Genomic DNA, 15,042 nt, shown 5'->3' with positions numbered 1-15,042 from the left:
GGAGACACACATGACTCAGCAGGATACGACCGCCCCCGATGGCCTGGCCATCATCGAACTCTTCCCCCAGGACGAGGACTGGTCGTTGCAGACGATGCGTCTGCTCGCCCAGGTGGCCGTCGGCGGGGCGGACCTGTTCGAATGTGCCCGGGCCGCCGCCCGGATCGGTAACCAGACCACCGACGGTGAAGTCTGGGAACGGGAATGGCGTCGAGCCTCCGAAGAGGCCGAAGCTCTCGCCGACAAGGCCCTGGCCGACGGCAACCCGGTGACCGCCCGGCGCGCCTACTTCCGCTCGTGCAGCTACATCCGGCACTCGGAGTTCTTCCTGCCCTCGAAGGACCCCCGGCGCGCCGAGGCCTACCGCCGCGGTACGGCGAACTTCCAGAAGGCCGTGGAGTTGTCCGACGGACTGATCGAACGGATTCATGTGCCGTACGAGGACGGCACCACCATGGATGGTTACATCGTCCGCCCCGACAACAGCGGGCAGGCCCGTCCCACGGTGTTGTTCCTGGGTGGCGCCGACTCGTGGGCCGAGGAACTGTACTTCCTGGGCGGCACCGAGTTTCCCGCCCGCGGCATGAACGTGGTGATGGTGGACACCCCCGGACGCGGCTCCTCGCTGCGGTTCAAGGAGCTGTACTCCCGTCCCGATTACGAGGTGCCGGTGCGTGCGGTGCTCGACTTCCTGGAACAGCGCCCGGACGTCGACGCCGACCGGATCGGTCTGGCAGGGGTGAGCTTCGGCGGCTATTACGCTCCGCGGGCGGCCGCCTTCGAACCCCGCGTCAAGGCCGTGGCCGCGTGGTGCGGAACCTGGAGCATCCTGACCGACTTCTACGAGTGGTACCCGCCGCTGCAGGAACAGTTGCAGTGGCTGACCGGCTCGAAGGACGACGCGGAGGCCCGGGAGAAGCTGGCGGAGTTCACCTTCGACGGGGTCGTCGACAAGATCTCGGTTCCGGTCTACGTGATGCACGGCACCGACGACATCATCATGGATGTTCGCGGAGCGGAGAAGTTCGTGGACGCACTCACCGTCGACGACGTAACCTTCCGGGTCTACGACCAAGCCGGATCGTTGCATTGCAGCTACGACTATTTGGCAGTTGCCGCAGCAGATCTGGCGGACTGGTTCACACACAAGATGTGAGCTCGTTCGCAACGAACTGAAGCCACATTTTCACCGTGATTACGACGCAACGACGCGTCCCGAAAAAGGTGCAGCCTATGGGGTCACGAAGGCAGGACGCCCGATACGCTTTCGCGCGCGAGCTGAATCGGTGTGTGACTATCGATGAGATCGAGGAAACCTACTTCGAACTCGCGGACGTAGTGGTGCCGGCGGACGCGGCCGGTTTCTATCTCTTCGTCGACACCGATGATCGACAACGAAGAATCCGGGCGACCCTGGACGCCGATTTCCTGGACGATTACGAAAAGCGGGGACGGCCCGACGATCCCGTGCTCGATTTCGTGGTCGAACACGGTTTGCCCATCGACTCCTCCCGGTTGCGTCCGACCACCTGGCAGCCCTCGGGGGCGCGCCAGGTCTTGGGCGACGTCGGGTTGGACCAGTCGATGGAGGGCCCCCTGGTGATGGCCGGGCGGGTGGTCGGCACGATCAACTTCGCCCGGGCCGGAACCGACGAGTTCGAGAAGGCCGATCTCGGCAGCACCCGCTTCATGGCCGAGCACCTCAGCTTGGCCCTGGAGCGGGCGCAACGGCATGCCGTGGTGACCGAACGTGCCGACCTGCTCAGTGTCGTGCTGGACCACATGAATTCCGGGGTGGTGGTGGCCAGTTGTTGTGGCACGAAGTTCATCCACATCAACGATCTGGCCCGAGCCACCCTGGACAAGGAAACCTCAACCGGGACGGTGGAAGCAGAAGTCCGTGAGGTACTGCGAACCTTCGTGTCCGAGGGAAGACGCAGCCTCACGGTCACCCTGCGGGATGTGAAAGCAACCCGCATCATCGTCAAGATCTACCGGCTGCCGGGAACCGACGCGGTGATGGTGGAGTTGCACGATGCCACCGCCGAGAGTTTCGTGGAACTACCGGCGTGGGACATCCTGTCCGCCCGGGAACAGGAGATCGCCGAGTTGGTGAGCCTGGGGCTGAGCACCAAGGAGATCGCCGAGCGGGCTTTCGTCACCCAGAACACGGTCAAGCAGCATCTGAAGCGGATCTTCGCCAAGACCGACGTCCGGAATCGCGCCGAACTCATTCAGGCCATCTGGGCTGCTCGGAGCCGCGCCGAAGCCGAGTAACCCGAGAAGCCGTGACCGAGGTCAGAAGATCGCGATGACGTCCCGGTTCAGGAACGCGCCGTGGCCGGTGCGAGTGCTCCAGCAGGTCATCCCGTTCTCGGCGCTGTGGCAGACGTAGTCGTCGAAGTACACGCTGGTGCCGTAGGGGATGGTCCGGGCCTCGCCCATCGACGGGTCCATGAACCGGGGCACGTCGCCCTTGGGTCCGAGCTGCGGGACGCCGTCCAGGGAGACCCACCATTTCGAGCCCATGTTCGGGTCACGGCCCATCTTCGGGTCCTGGATCATCGACAGCACACCGCAGCCGACGTAGTCCGGCCCGAAGTCGCAGCCGATGTTCTGGGTCGGGGACACCAGCGACGCCCAGCCGTCGGGGCCGCGTCGCAGTTCGGTCGCCGCGCCGGGCTGCGGTCCGCCCGCTCCCGGGTAGGCACCCTCGGGGAGGTCGACGTCGGTACCGGTGCTGGGCTCGGACGGCGAGGGTGGCGGCATCTGTGTTTGCGGTGTCCTGGGGGTCGGCTCGGCCGGCTCGCTACCAGGCGATGCCTCGACCGTCGGTTCCGGTTCCTCGTCGGGCGTCGACTCCGGTGTCGGTTCGGCGGGTTCTTGGGAGACCGTTGTTTCCGGAGCCGGATTCGCCTCATCGGCGTTGTCGCCGTCGACCAGGCCGCAAGCCGACAGGGTGAGCGCCACTGTCGCCGTCAACGCGGCCAATGTCCGAGATCGCATGGTTCACCGCCGGGGGTTGGGAGTGCCGGTACGTCCGATCGACGCATCGGTTCACGACCTGAAATGTAGTGCCGGCCCGGACCAGTTGGGAGCGGTGTCGGGAAGGAACAAGACCTTCGTCGTACCCCAGCACCTCCTCGGGCCACCCTCGTGGGACAGGACGCGTTCAGGTGGCCAGCGAGGCCTGCCGCCGGCGGCGGTGCTGCATCGTGGCGAGCAGAGCCAGGACGAAAACCACCCCGTAACAGACCGCCATGGCCGAACTGGTGGGCGCGTCGAGGGCGTAGGCGATCCAGAATCCGGCGAGCGCGCCGACGATGGCGATCACAACGGTCAGGGCGAGCATCATCGGCAAGGTCCGGCTCAACAGGTAGGCCGCGGCCGGCGGCACGATCATCAGGGCAATCACCAGAATCGCGCCGGCGGCATGGAAAGCCGCGGTCACGGTCAGGGACACGAGCAACATGAAAGCGGTGTTCACCCACCCCGAACGGATGCCCACACTCCGGGCGAACCGGGCATCGAAGGTGGTGATCTTCAGCCGCGGGTACAGGGCGGTCACGAAGGCGATGTTCACCAGCAGCATGCCCAGCATCACGTAGAGGTACTTGGGCCCGACGGAAACCCCGGCAACGACCAGTTGATCCCAGGCGGCCAGGTTCAGATCACCGACCAGCACCGCGTGGGTGTCCAGGTGCACGTTGGCGAAGTTGAGCGTAATCATGATCACGCCCAGGCTGAACAGGGCGGGAAAGATCAGGCCCTGGGGCGCGTCCCCGGTGAGCAATCCGGTGCGCTCCAGCCATTCGCTGCCGACCACCACCAGGAGCCCGGCCAGCGCCGCCCCGACGATCAGCAGCGGTGAGTTGAGATCACTGGTCAACAGGTAGCCCATCACGATGCCGGGTAACACCGAGTGGCTGATGCCGTCCACCAACATGGCGTTCTTGCGCAGCACGATGAAGGTGCCGGGAATGGCGCAGGCCACGGCGGTGACCACGGCCAACAGGATGATGCCGAGGAGGAAACTCATCGCACACCCACCCCGGCGTCCCGTCGCAGCTCGGCGAGGGCCCGATGGCGCGCCCGCAGTCGGGTGATGATGCTGCGGCGCGGCGACACCAACAACGAGATCACGAACATCACGAACAGGGTGAGCACGATCAACGGCCCGGTGGGCACCCGCCCGAGGGCGATCGAGGCGTAGGCGCCGATGCCACTGCCGACCGCCCCGAAGACCGCCGACAGGGTGACCATGCCGGCCAGGGTGTGGGTCCACTGGCGGGCGGTGGCCGGCGGGGTGACCACGAAAGCGACCATCAGCACCAATCCGACCGCTTTGAGGCCGATCACCGTGGCGATCACGATGGTGGTGAACATCAACGCGTCGATCGTGCGCGGGCCGAAGCCGAGCACCGTGGAATGGGCGGGGTCGAAGGTGCGCAGCGCGAATTCCTTCCAGAACACGATCATCAACCCCAGTGCGAGCACTCCCACCACCAGGCTGGTGATCAGGTCGGCGACGGTGATCACCGAGGCATTGCCGAACAAGTAGTCCTGAATGCCGCCCTTGCCGGCGAAGGCCCCGTCGGTGACCACGCGCAGCAACAACATGCCCGCGCCGAAGAAGATCGTGAGCGAAATCGCCATCGCGGTGTCGATCGGGATCTTGGACACCGCCGCGACCCCATTGGCGAACCCCACAGCCGCGGTGCCCATCAGGACCGCGCCCAGCAGCAGGCCGATCATGTTGCGTCCGTCGGCCCCGACGAAGGCCGCGGCCAGGAAAGCGATCAGGGTTCCGGGCAGAGCCGCATGCGAGATCACGTCACTGATCAACGATTGCCTTCGCAGGTAGGCGAAACTGCCGAGTGCGCCGGCCACCAGGCCGATCGTCATGGTGCCGAAGAACACCATCCGGTAGGTGTGGTTGGCGAAGAAGTCCAGCAGGCTCATCCGGTGAACCCCGGCAGCACCGCGTTGGCCGGCAGGTCGTAGGCCGTCCGGACGTGGGTCGCGGTGAAGGCCTCGGCCACCGGCCCGGACGAGATCACCCGGCCGTTGAGCAGGGTGACCTGATCGCAGTACTCACGCACCGTGGCCAGATCATGATGGACGATCACGACCGTCTTGCCCTGTCGGCGCAAGGTGTGCAACACGGTGACGATGGCCTGCTGACTCTTGGCGTCCACGCCCTGGAAGGGTTCGTCCATGAAGTACAGGTCGGGATCCTGGACCAGGGCCCGGGCCAGGAACACCCGTTGCCGCTGACCACCGGACAGTTCCCCGATCTGTCGGCCGGCCAGCTCGGCGATGTCGACCAACTCCAGGGCCTCGACGGCCCGTTTTCGTTCGGCCTTGCCCGGACGACGGAACCAACCCAGCGACCCGTAGGTGCCCATCATCACGGTGTCGAGCACGGTGGTCGGAAAATCCCAATCGACGCTGGTGGACTGGGGCATGTAACCCACCCGACCGCGTACCCGGGCCAATGGCTCGGAGAAGAACTCGGTGCCCCCGGTCAAGGGTTTGACCAGCCCCAACATGGCCCTGATCAGGGTCGACTTGCCGGCACCGTTGGGTCCGACGATGCCCATCACCACCCCCTCGGGCACGCAGAAATCAACATGGCGCAATACCGGCTCGGCCCGGTAGGCCACCGAAAGGTTGGTCGCCCGGCACACGTGGGTCGGCTCCGGTGCCTTGTTCGGAACCTGCCGAACCTGCGCCGGGGTCGCGATCCGAGGCGTGGTGAGTTGAGTCACGATTTCTCCGTTCCCAGGGCATCGGCGATCGCCGTGGCGTTGTGCAGCAGGACGCCCGAGTAGGTGTCCACCCCCGGCTCGGCTCCCAACGAGTCGGCATACAGCTCCTGATCGGAGATCCGGACCTCCCAGCCGCGAGCACGAACGGCCTCGCGCAGACTCTTGATCGCCTGTGGGTTGGCCTGGTTGTCCTGGAAGATCATCGGCACCTCGTGGTCGGCGATCAGATCGGCCAACCGCGACAGTTCTTCCGGGCTGAGCACCGCATCGGAGGAGATGAAGTCGGTGGCGTGCACCGTGAGGTGGTAGGTGTCGCCGAGGTAGTTGAAGGCGTCGTGGCCGGTCACCAGCATGCGTGGTTCGGGTAACCCGGCCAGCAATCGATCGACCTCTTCGGCGGTGGCTTCGATCTCGGTGCGGTATTCGGCGGCGTTGGCCCGGTACTGCTCGGCCCGATCGGGATCGATCTCGGCCAACTTGTCGGCGATGTAGTCGATGACCAGAACCCAGGCGTGCGGGTTGTTCCAGACATGGGGATCGCGCAGGGGTTCTCCCTGCTCATCGGTTTCGGGCAGGGAGAGCAGCACGTCGTCGGGGAGCTGCTCAGCTGCGGCCAACTGTTTGCGGCCCAAACTCCGCAGTTGGTCGACCAGGTGCGCCTCGAGCCGAAAACCGTTCCACAGCACCACGTCGGCGTCCTGGATCCGCTGGATGTCCCGCGTCGACGGTTGGTAGGTGTGCGGGTCGCCGCCGGGGCCGACCATCGTGATCACCTCCGCCTCGGGGGCGATGTTCTGCGCGGCGTCGGCCAGGTAGCCGGTAGTGGCGAAGATCCGCAGTACCTCGTTGTCGGCCCGGTCGGAACATCCCACTGCCCCCAGGGCGAGCACTGCGCACAGCAGGGCGGCCAGGGCCGCGCGGGGTGCGCTGGTCGGTGGGGGAGACAAACCGGACTCCATCTGCGTCGGTGTTCGGGGTGAATGGTGTTGGGGTGTTCGGTCCAGCACCGGGCGCGGACACCGAGGCCCGGCCCGCCCGGGTCAACTGATGCCGTACTCCCGGATCTTGCGGTAGATCGTGGCCCGGGACATGCCCAGCGATTCCGCAGCCCGCTGTTTGTTGCCCGATTGCTCGTCCAGGGCCCGGACGATGGCGTCGCGTTCCAGCCACTCCATCGTGGTGAGCTGGCGCCGGGCGGTGGCCCGGCATTGGCCGGGCAGGTCCTCCAACTCGACCGTTCCGGAACGCTGGGTGCGCATCACCTTGAGCAGCACGTCCTCCAGTTCGGCGACATTGCCCGGCCACGGCAGCCGACTCAACTGCGCCAGGGCGGCGGTGGAGAACCTCAGGTCCGACCGGTGGCGATCGAGCAGGTGCCGGACGATGGCGGGCAGATCCTCCATGTGATGCCGCAACGGGGGCAGCCGCAGGGTGTGGGCGATGAAGGGCATCAGGCTGGTCATCAGGTGATCACTGATCGGCGGGGTGACGGTCACCGCCAGGAAGCCACCGGTGGCATCGCCGCCGTACTCCTGCAACTCGGCACCCAGGTGTTCGACGTCGTCGGGGGACAACCGTTCGGCATTGCGCAGCAGCACGGTGCGCTGGTCATCGAGGGCGTTCAGCACCGCCTCGGTGGCGCCGGGGCTCGCGGCGTCGACGACGAGGGGCAGGCTGCTCGGTGCGTGGGCCCGTTCCACCGCCTGCAGCAAGGCCATCTTGCCGGAGCCACGCTCACCTTCCACCATCAGCCATGCATCGCGCCGACGAATCTCCAGGGCCCGGTCGACGATCCGACGCCACGGGATGCTGTTGCCGGCCAGACCCGGTACCGGAGGGCCGGAGGGGGCCGGTCGGCTGGTCTGCGACTGGCTCTGGATCCGGACGAGCAAGCCGGTGCTCTCGGCGCTGCGGGTATCGAGGCGCACGACCCGACCGGACGGCAGTTCCAGGATGGAGGTACCCGGCTCGGAATGATCGCGGGCATGCTCCAACAAACTGGTCTGGTCGGTGACCGAAAAACTCTCCTGGGTGGCACTGCTCAATGCGGTGAAACTCTCCCCGATCGCCATCAGGGGCATGCCCTGCATCTCGGCGCGCTGGAACTCGTAGAACAGCGAACGGTCGGAGTTGGGCGACAAATCCAACAGCAGATCCTGCAGGCGTGCGGACATCTGTTTGGCGATCGCCAGCACCAACGAATTGGCGTGCCGGGCGTCCAGCGTGATGTCGAGGACACCCAGCAGCTTCTTCGACAACGGGTGGATCACCGGCACCCCGGCACAACTGAACGACGCCAGGTTCTCGACATAGTGCTCACCCCCGTGTACCTGCATCGAGGTGCCGTGCTGCAGGGCGGTGCCGATGCCATTGGTGCCCACTTCGGACTCGTGATACGAGAAGCCGGGCGCGAGGTTCACCTTGTCGAGCCGACGCGCCAAGGTGCGGTCGCCGCTGTGACGGGCCAGCACCACCCCGTCGGCGGCGGTGAGCAGAACCGCAGCCGGTTCGTCGGCGAGGGCGTCGGTGAGCCGGGCGAACTCCGACTCCCCCATATCGGTCAGCAGGGTGGAGGAGAGTTCGTCGGTGAATCGCGGCTCGAAGGGCTTGGATTCGATCTGCCAATCACGGCAGCGACGCCAGGATTTGAGGATCGTGGGTCTGACCCGCACCAGGGCCTTCTGTGCCTGCGCCTCATCGCGCGCCAGCAACTCGAGGCTGGCCGCCCCGCTGGTGCCCTCTCCTGACGATTCGTAGTTCATCCCCATCCTTTCTCGGGTCCGCAGACCGGTCCTGCACGCCCGGAAATGGGGCGCTGGTCTGCGATCACTTAAGACTACGTAACCGGCAGATGGTGACACATCTCACATTGAGACGAAGCTTTTCTCACGATGAGACGTGGCGCGGGTCACATTGCGGGTCTTCTTGAGGACATCGGCAGCGAGTTGGTCACCGGAGACCGACTCCCCAACCCATGGAGGCAACAATGAGCCGACAGAGTCTCAGTAAAGCTCATGCCAAGATCACAGAGTTGTCCTGGGAGCCCACCTTCGCCACCCCTGCCACACGGTTCGGCACCGACTACACCTTCGAAAAGGCGCCGAAGAAGGACCCTCTGAAGCAGATCATGCGTTCTTACTTCCCGATGGAGGAAGAGAAGGACAACCGGGTATTCGGGGCGATGGACGGCGCTATCCGCGGCAACATGTTCCGCCAGGTGCAGCAGCGCTGGATGGAATGGCAGAAGCTCTTCCTCAGCATCATCCCGTTCCCCGAGATCTCCGCCGCACGCGCCATGCCCATGGCGATCGACGCGGTTCCCAATCCCGAGATCCACAACGGGTTGGCGGTTCAGATGATCGACGAGGTGCGTCACTCGACGATCCAGATGAACCTCAAGAAGTTGTACATGAACCACTACATCGACCCCGCCGGGTTCGATTCCACCGAACGCAACTTCGCCAACAACTACGCCGGCACCATCGGTCGTCAGTTCGGTGAGGGCTTCATCACCGGTGACGCCATCACCGCGGCGAACATCTACCTGACGGTGGTTGCCGAAACGGCCTTCACCAACACCCTGTTCGTGGCCATGCCGGACGAGGCCGCGGCCAACGGTGACTACCTGATGCCGACGGTCTTCCACTCGGTGCAGTCGGACGAGTCCCGCCACATCTCCAACGGCTACTCGATCCTGTTGATGGCTCTGGCCGACGAGCGCAACCGTCCGCTGTTGGAACGCGACCTCCGTTATGCGTGGTGGAACAACCACTGCGTGGTGGACGCGGCCATCGGCACCTTCATCGAATACGGCACCAAGGACCGCCGCAAGGATCGCGAGTCCTACGCCGAGATGTGGCGCCGCTGGATCTACGACGACTACTACCGTTCGTACCTGATTCCGCTGGAGAAGTACGGCTTGAAGATCCCCCACGACCTGGTCGAGGAGGCCTGGAACCGGATCGTCAACAAGCACTACGTGCACAACGTGGCGCAGTTCTTCGCCACCGGCTGGCCGGTCAACTACTGGCGCATCGACCCGATGACCGATACCGACTTCGAGTGGTTCGAGGAGAAGTACCCGGGTTGGTACAACAGCTTCGGCAAGTGGTGGGAGAACTACAACCGGCTGAAGCACCCGGGCAAGAACAAGCCCATCGCCTTCGAGGACGTGGACTACCAGTACCCGCACCGTTGCTGGACCTGCATGGTGCCCTGCCTGATCCGCGAGGACACCGTGATGGAGTCGGTCGACGGACAGGTGCGTACCTACTGCTCCGAGACCTGTGCGTGGACCGACATCACCGCCTTCCGCGGTGAATACGAGGGCCGGGAGACCCCGAACATGGGCCGCCTCACCGGTCACCGTGAATGGGAGACCCTGCACCACGGTCAGGACCTGGCCGACGTCATCACCAACCTCGGTTACGTGCGTGACGACGGCAAGACCCTGATCCCACAGCCGCATCTGGATCTGGACGACCCCAGCAAGATGTGGACTCTCGACGACGTCCGGGGCATCACCTTCAACAGCCCGAACGTCCTGCTCAACGAAATGACACCCGAAGAGCGCGAGGCCCACATGGCCGAGTACCGCGCCGGCGGTCCGGGTGGACGACCGGCCAAGGCAACTGCCAACGCCTGATCCCACGGACTGATCACCACGGAATGGCCGGGACCGGCTTCCACGCGTCCGGTCCCGGCCATTTCCGGCCCACCCGAAAGGAGCCTCGATGGGGGAGAAATACACCATCACGTTCGAGCCGGTTGATCTCGAGATGGAGGTGGACGAGGACGAGACGATCCTGGATGCAGCATTCCGCCAGGGTGTGAACCTGATGCACGGATGCCGTGAGGGTCGCTGTTCGGCCTGCAAGTCCTTCGTGCTCGACGGTGACATCCAGCTCGACTACTACTCGACCTTCGCGCTGAACGATTTCGAACTGGACGAGGGCTACACCTTGCTCTGCAAGGCCCACGCCTACAGCGACTGCCAGATCGAACTCCTCAACTACGACGAGGACGAGATCCACAACGCAGTGCCGATCCAGGAAATCACCACCAAGATCGCGGCCATCACCCACGTCACCTCCGACATCGTTTCGTTGAAACTCGATGTGGTGGCGCCTCAGAAGGGGTTCACCTTCAAGGCCGGACAGTACGCGGACATCCATCTGCCGGACTGTGCGGACACCCGCTCCTTCTCGATGGCCTCGACCCAGGCGGATCCGACCGCGTTGGAGTTCCTGATCAAGCAGTATCCCGGCGGAAAGATGGCCGAGATGCTCGACAACGAGCTGAAGGCCGGCGATGAGTTGAAACTCACCGGGCCCTACGGCTCGTGCACGGTCAAACCGGGTGAGGAACGCCCCGTGGTGTGTATCGGCGGCGGTGCCGGAATGGCCCCCCTGTTGTCGATCGTGCGCCACATGGCCGAGAACGGCATCGATCGTGAGGTGCGTTTCTTCTACGGAGCCCGAACGCCGGATGACCTCTTCTACCTGGACGAGATCAAGGCCCTGGGGGAGAAGTTCAGTGACTTCGCCTTCACCGTCGTGCTGTCCCACACCGATGACCCGGACTGGTCATCCCTCGGGTTGTCCGACGGTGAGGTGGGCATGGTCACCGATGCGGTCGAGCGCAGCCAACTGATCCTGCCCGAGCGCGACGTCTACCTCTGCGGGCCACCGCCGATGGTCGATGCCGCCCTGGAGCTCATGGAGCGTGAAGGCGTTCCGATTCAGCAAACCCATTACGACAAGTTCGAATCCGCCGTCGCCGCGACCGTGTGACGGCACCGCACAGCAAATAGGAGGCAGGCATGTCAGAGCAGACAGCCACCACAACCCGCAGCTTCCCCAGTATCGAGTTCACCGACGCCGAGGCCGGCGCGCTGGAGTTCCCCAGCTCGACCAGCCGGCACTACAACTACTTCCAGCCGGCCAAGCGCCGCGCCACGATGTACGAGGACGTCACCGTCGACGTACAGCCCGACCCCGACCGGTACCTGACCCAGGGCTGGATCTACGGGTTCGGCAACGGCCCGGGTGGGTACCCCAAGGACTGGACGGCACTGAAGTCCAGTGACTGGCACGTGTTCCGCGACCCCAACGAGGAGTGGAACCAGACCATCTACCGCCGGGGTGCCGAAGTGGTGGCGCAGGTGCAGCTCAGCCTCACCAATGCCAAGAACGCACATGCCTACGATGCGTGGGACGCCTCCTGGACGCGCTTCGTGGAACGCAATGTCGGCGCCTGGATGCACGCCGAGAACGGCTTGGGACTGCACGTCTTCACGCCGATGAACCGCCTGGGCCCGACCAACATGATCAACACCTGCGCGGCGGTGGCTGCCGGGCACAAGATTCGGGTCGCCCAGGACCTGGCCCTGTTCAACCTGGATCTCAGCGAAGCCCTGGAGGGATTCGACGGGAGTGCCCATCGGGAAACCTGGCACAACGCCCCCGAATGGCAGGGGGTGCGGGAGAACCTCGAACGCATCACCGCCATCGACGACTGGGCCGAGATGCACTTCGCCACCAACATCGTCTTCGAGCAACTGGTGGGTGCGCTGTTCCGCAGCCACCTGGTGATGCAGGTGGCGGCCCGCAACAGCGACTACGTCACCCCGACCCTGATCGGTACCGCCGAGTACGACTACAACAACAACCTGCGCGGTAGCCGGGCCCTGTTCAAGATGCTCAGCAGTGACGAGGAGCACGGCGAAGCCAACCGCAAGCTGATGGGCGAATGGCTCGAGCGGTGGGTGCCGGTCAGCCTCGAGGCTGCCAACAAGCTGCAGCCCATCTGGTCGCAGCCGCACGAGAAGCCCGTCACCTACGCCGATTCCCTCGGACGGGCGAAGCAATCCATGGCCACCCTGCTGGGCGACATCGGCCTCGAAGTACCCAAGGAGATCCAAGCATGACTGACATGAAATTCGGTTCCGACGTCGAATCTTCGAACAAGTGTGGCGTCACGCTGATGAACAGCCAGATCGGTGAAGCCGTCGCCGACTACATGAGTGAGAAGGAGGGCGTGGCGCTGACCCGCTACCCGTCCATGACTCGTGTCGACGGCACCGGCGTCCTGGTCTTCGATTACGACGAGATCAGCGAGTACCTGGGTGAGGACTTCGACTCCTCGGCCTTCGAGGAGATCTCCTCGACCCACTACGGACGAATGGTCCACTTCGACGACAAGACGATGCTCTTCGCCAGCCCCGAAGATGCGGCGGAGTACATCGGTTTCGACCTCGATGTGATGTGACAACCAGCCTCCGGACGGGGCTGTCGACCTCGCCCCGTCCGGAGCGGGCCCAACAATCCGGGACCGCGACAGATTCACCCAAACCAGATTTACATCCCCTTGCACCGGAGGAGAAGTTTTCCAATGTACGAAAAGAATGGCGACAAGTACTTCATCGTGGACAGCCACGTCCATCTGTGGGACGGCCGCGAATCGAATCACCGCAACATCCACGGAAAGCAGTTCATCGACTGCTTCTACGATTACCACGCGAACCTTTCGCCCGAGAGTGAGAAGTGGGATTACGAAACCTACTGCTACTACGGCAAAGAAAAGTTCATGAAGGACCTTTTCGAGGATGGTTATGTCGACCACGCCATCTTCCAGGCCACCATTTTGCGTGAGTTCTACATCAACAACTTCGCGCAGGTGGACGACTCCTGGGCACTGTGCCAGGAACACCCCGACAAGCTGACCTACAACCACGCCTGGGATCCGCGCGACGGTGAGGTCGGTCTGGAACGGCTCCACGCCGATGCCGAGAAGTTCAACCTCAAGGGCATCAAGCTCTACACCGCCGAATGGAACGGTGACTCCCGCGGTTGGCGCCTGGACGACCCGTGGTCGGTGCGGTACCTGGAGGCCGCACGCGAGCTGGGCATCAAGCACATCCACGTGCACAAGGGCCCGACGATTCGTCCGCTCGACAAGGACGCCTTCAACGTCGATGACGTCGACCACGTGGCGACCGACTTCACCGATCTCAACTTCATCGTCGAGCACTGCGGTCTGCCGCGCCTGGAGGACTTCTGCTGGATCGCGACCCAGGAGTCGAACGTGTACGCCGGCCTCGCCGTCGCCATCCCGTTCATCCACACCCGCCCGCGCTACTTCGCCCAGGTCATCGGTGAACTCCTGTACTGGATCGGTGACGAGAAGATCCTCTTCGCCAGTGACTACGCGCTGTGGTCGCCCAAGTGGCTGGTGGAGAAGTTCGTGGACTTCCAGATCCCGGCCGACATGACCGAGTACGGTCCGCTGACGGTCGAGAACAAGAAGAAGATCCTCGGCCTCAACGCGGCCCGGATGTACGACATCGAGGTGCCGGCCGAGTGCCAGGTGCAGCCCGGTGACAGCGAGCCGCAGGCCAACGAGGCGATGGAGCCGACCAGCACCGGTAGCGATGCGGAGGCGGCGCGGACTCCTGCGGTGGCGCGATGACCATCACCACCACGCAGGGCCTACGTGAAGCGGTGTGGGCGGCGTTGGGGACAGTGATCGACCCGGAGCTGGATGAGCCGATCACCGACCTCGGATTCGTCCGCAGTTGGGACGTCTCCGACAACGGTGACGTGGACGTCCATCTACGTCTACCCACCGCATTCTGCGCACCGAACTTCGCGTACCTGATGTGTTCCGATGCCCAGGAGGCCCTGATGGGTCTCCTGGGGGTCGGGCGGGTGCGCGTGGAACTCGACGATCATCACGACTCGGAGAAGATCAACGCCGGCTTGGCCGCGATGGCCGGGTACCGGGGCACCTTCGGACACGAAGCCCTCGAAGACCTGGACGAGTTGCGTTCGACCTTTCAGCGCAAGGCCTATGTCGCAGCCCTGGAGCGGGCCTGTGGGCAGGCATTGCGGGAACGCGAACTCGAACCCGAAGCGCTGTTCGACCTGCAGTTGTCAGATCTGCCCGAGGGCAAGGAGAAGGCCGGACTGTTGCGTCGGCGCGCCGACATCGGGTTGTCGAACGATCCCGGTCTGCCGGTGATGGTCGACGAGGACGGGTCACCGGTGCCGCGTGATCGGATTCCGGTGAAACTGCGATTCGCCCGAACCGTGCGGGTTTCGGTGGACGGTAATGCGCACTTCTGTCGAGGTCTGTTGCGCACCCGTTACCCCGATTCCGGTGACGACCAAACGCCGCGTGAATACACCGGCGAAATCTAGAAACTCTTTCACGAATATCCAGGACTGAACGGAAAAGGAAGGACCTACCGCGATGCGTGCAGTCAGGGTGG

The 15,042-nt window shown here is 64.3% G+C and carries 14 protein-coding genes; 8 read left to right on the top strand and 6 right to left on the bottom strand.

Features of this window, described 5'->3' with window-relative positions:
• Nucleotides 1–10: 10 nt before the first annotated feature.
• Nucleotides 11–1,156 carry an alpha/beta hydrolase family protein gene (locus ACR4XW_RS05570; RefSeq protein ID WP_434759544.1) on the top strand — a complete coding sequence of 382 codons (1,146 nt, stop codon included), beginning with the start codon at nt 11–13 and terminating at the stop codon, nt 1,154–1,156.
• A gap of 134 nt (nt 1,157–1,290) precedes the next feature.
• Entirely contained in the window at nt 1,291–2,277 is a 987-nt protein-coding gene (locus ACR4XW_RS05565; protein WP_434759543.1) for a LuxR C-terminal-related transcriptional regulator, read from the top strand.
• A gap of 21 nt (nt 2,278–2,298) precedes the next feature.
• Here the strand turns inward: ACR4XW_RS05565 and ACR4XW_RS05560 are convergent, their stop codons facing one another.
• The 6 genes from ACR4XW_RS05560 to ACR4XW_RS05535 form a co-directional block, all read right to left on the bottom strand.
• Entirely contained in the window at nt 2,299–2,982 is a 684-nt protein-coding gene (locus ACR4XW_RS05560) for a hypothetical protein (RefSeq protein ID WP_434759542.1), read from the bottom strand.
• A 190-nt stretch (nt 2,983–3,172) separates the two neighbouring features.
• A complete protein-coding gene (locus ACR4XW_RS05555; RefSeq protein WP_434759541.1) occupies nt 3,173–4,039 on the bottom strand; it encodes a metal ABC transporter permease in 867 nt (288 codons plus the stop codon).
• Nucleotides 4,036–4,962 carry a metal ABC transporter permease gene (locus ACR4XW_RS05550; protein WP_434759540.1) on the bottom strand — a complete coding sequence of 309 codons (927 nt, stop codon included), beginning with the start codon at nt 4,960–4,962 and terminating at the stop codon, nt 4,036–4,038. The genes ACR4XW_RS05555 and ACR4XW_RS05550 overlap by 4 nt, the downstream gene beginning before the upstream one ends.
• Nucleotides 4,959–5,771: a metal ABC transporter ATP-binding protein gene (locus tag ACR4XW_RS05545; protein WP_434759539.1), complete on the bottom strand. Its 813-nt coding sequence runs from the start codon at nt 5,769–5,771 to the stop codon at nt 4,959–4,961. The genes ACR4XW_RS05550 and ACR4XW_RS05545 overlap by 4 nt, the downstream gene beginning before the upstream one ends.
• Nucleotides 5,768–6,718 carry a metal ABC transporter substrate-binding protein gene (locus tag ACR4XW_RS05540; RefSeq protein ID WP_434759538.1) on the bottom strand — a complete coding sequence of 317 codons (951 nt, stop codon included), beginning with the start codon at nt 6,716–6,718 and terminating at the stop codon, nt 5,768–5,770. Before ACR4XW_RS05540 ends, ACR4XW_RS05545 begins: the two co-directional genes overlap by 4 nt.
• Before the next feature lie 93 nt (nt 6,719–6,811).
• Nucleotides 6,812–8,533 (bottom strand): sigma-54-dependent Fis family transcriptional regulator, encoded by a 1,722-nt coding sequence (locus ACR4XW_RS05535; RefSeq protein WP_434759537.1) that lies wholly within the window; start codon nt 8,531–8,533, stop codon nt 6,812–6,814.
• Between the two features lie 224 nt (nt 8,534–8,757).
• On the opposite strand from ACR4XW_RS05535, the gene ACR4XW_RS05530 reads away from it, so the two are divergent.
• The 6 genes from ACR4XW_RS05530 (at nt 8,758) to ACR4XW_RS05505 (ending at nt 14,971) form a co-directional block, all read left to right on the top strand.
• Nucleotides 8,758–10,416 carry a ferritin family protein gene (locus tag ACR4XW_RS05530; RefSeq protein ID WP_434759536.1) on the top strand — a complete coding sequence of 553 codons (1,659 nt, stop codon included), beginning with the start codon at nt 8,758–8,760 and terminating at the stop codon, nt 10,414–10,416.
• Nucleotides 10,417–10,504: 88 nt separating this feature from the next.
• Entirely contained in the window at nt 10,505–11,563 is a 1,059-nt protein-coding gene (locus tag ACR4XW_RS05525) for an NADH:ubiquinone reductase (Na(+)-transporting) subunit F (RefSeq protein ID WP_434759535.1), read from the top strand.
• A 29-nt stretch (nt 11,564–11,592) separates the two neighbouring features.
• Nucleotides 11,593–12,699, top strand: coding sequence for an aromatic/alkene monooxygenase hydroxylase subunit beta (locus ACR4XW_RS05520; RefSeq protein WP_434759534.1), 1,107 nt, complete (start codon nt 11,593–11,595; stop codon nt 12,697–12,699).
• A complete protein-coding gene (gene mimD, locus ACR4XW_RS05515; RefSeq protein ID WP_434759533.1) occupies nt 12,696–13,040 on the top strand; it encodes a propane 2-monooxygenase effector subunit MimD in 345 nt (114 codons plus the stop codon). Before ACR4XW_RS05520 ends, mimD begins: the two co-directional genes overlap by 4 nt.
• 123 nt (nt 13,041–13,163) lie before the next feature.
• Nucleotides 13,164–14,240: an amidohydrolase family protein gene (locus ACR4XW_RS05510; RefSeq protein WP_434759532.1), complete on the top strand. Its 1,077-nt coding sequence runs from the start codon at nt 13,164–13,166 to the stop codon at nt 14,238–14,240.
• Nucleotides 14,237–14,971, top strand: a complete 735-nt coding sequence (locus ACR4XW_RS05505) for an iron-sulfur cluster assembly protein (RefSeq protein WP_434759531.1) — start codon at nt 14,237–14,239, stop codon at nt 14,969–14,971. The genes ACR4XW_RS05510 and ACR4XW_RS05505 overlap by 4 nt, the downstream gene beginning before the upstream one ends.
• Nucleotides 14,972–15,042 lie beyond the last annotated feature (71 nt).

The sequence above is a fragment of the Pseudenemella bisphenolivorans genome (genome assembly GCF_051133435.1).
In the GTDB taxonomy this organism is placed as follows: Bacteria; Actinomycetota; Actinomycetes; order Propionibacteriales; family Propionibacteriaceae; genus JAAYAO01.
This window is presented reverse-complemented; position numbering and strand designations above follow the sequence as displayed.